The sequence below is a fragment of the Streptomyces sp. NPDC048671 genome (assembly GCF_055587045.1).
Map to the genome: position 1 here is coordinate 1 of NZ_JBVJHB010000046.1, position 1,256 is coordinate 1,256.

1 protein-coding gene and 1 pseudogene are annotated in these 1,256 nt (G+C 65.9%); both read left to right on the plus strand.

Annotated elements, in window-relative coordinates:
• On the plus strand, positions 1-687 hold a 687-nt coding region (locus tag ACZ6S6_RS37645; RefSeq protein ID WP_469709531.1), incomplete at its 5' end, for an electron transfer flavoprotein subunit beta/FixA family protein.
• A gap of 60 nt (positions 688-747) precedes the next feature.
• Positions 748-1,256: pseudogene (locus ACZ6S6_RS37650) on the plus strand (electron transfer flavoprotein subunit alpha/FixB family protein); the annotation flags it as partial.

Here is a 1,256-nt window from a genome sequence, read left to right on the forward strand (position 1 = left end):
GGTCTGTTGTCGGAGCTGGATGAGTACGCGGTCGAGCAGGCGTTGCAGATCGCGGGCGAGGTGGATGGTGCGGAGGTCACCGTGTTGACGGTGGGTCCGGAGGATGCCAAGGACGCGTTGCGCAAGGCGTTGTCGATGGGTGCGGACAAGGCTGTTCACGTCGAGGACGATGATCTGCACGGTACGGATGCGGTCGGTACGTCGTTGGTGCTGGCGAAGGCGGTCGAGAAGACGGGTTATGACCTGGTGATCTCGGGGATGGCGTCGACGGACGGCACGATGGGTGTGGTTCCGGCGTTGCTGGCGGAGCGGCTGGGTGTGCCGCAGGTGACGTTGCTGTCCGAGGTGCGGGTCGAGGGTGGTGTGGTGACGGGGCGTCGGGATGGTGACGTGGCGTCGGAGTGGTTGGAGGCGTCGTTGCCGGCGGTGGTGTCGGTGACGGATCAGTCGGGTGAGGCGCGTTATCCGTCGTTCAAGGGGATCATGGCGGCGAAGAAGAAGCCGGTGGTGTCGCTGGATCTGGATGATCTGGGGATCGGGGCGGACGAGGTGGGTCTGGCGGGTGCGTGGTCGGTGGTGGATTCGGCGGCGCGGCGTCCGGCGCGTTCGGCGGGCACGATCGTGAAGGACGAGGGTGAGGGCGGTAGGGCGTTGGCTGAGTTCCTGGCCGGTCAGAAGTTCATCTGATCCCGTTCGTTTCCCTGGTTCCTGGTTGTTCCGTTTCGATCTGTAGGAGATTGAAGTTCCATGGCTGAAGTTCTTGTTTTTGTCGACCATGTGGATGGTGCGGTCGGTAAGCCGGCGTTGGAGTTGTTGACGTTGGCGCGTCGGATCGGTGAGCCGGTCGCGGTGGCGTTGGGTGCGGGTGCGGGTGGGACGGCTGGTGTGCTGGCCGGGCATGGTGCGGTGCGGGTGCTGGTGTCCGAGGCGTCGGAGTACGCGGATTTTCTGGTGGTGCCGAAGGTGGATGCGCTGGAGGCGGCGTGTGCGGTGGTGTCGCCGGTGGCGGTGCTGGTGGCGTCGTCGGCGGAGGGGAAGGAGATCGCTGCGCGGCTGGCGGTGCGGATCGGTTCGGGGATCATTACGGATGCGACTGATCTGGAGGCGGGTGAGGGGGGTCCGGTGGTGACGCAGTCGGCGTTCGCGGCGTCGTTCACGACGAGGTCGCGTGTTTCGCGGGGTACGCCGGTGATTACGGTGAAGCCGAACTCCGCGCCGGTGGAGCCGGTTTCGGGTGCGGGTGTGGTGGAGGCGCT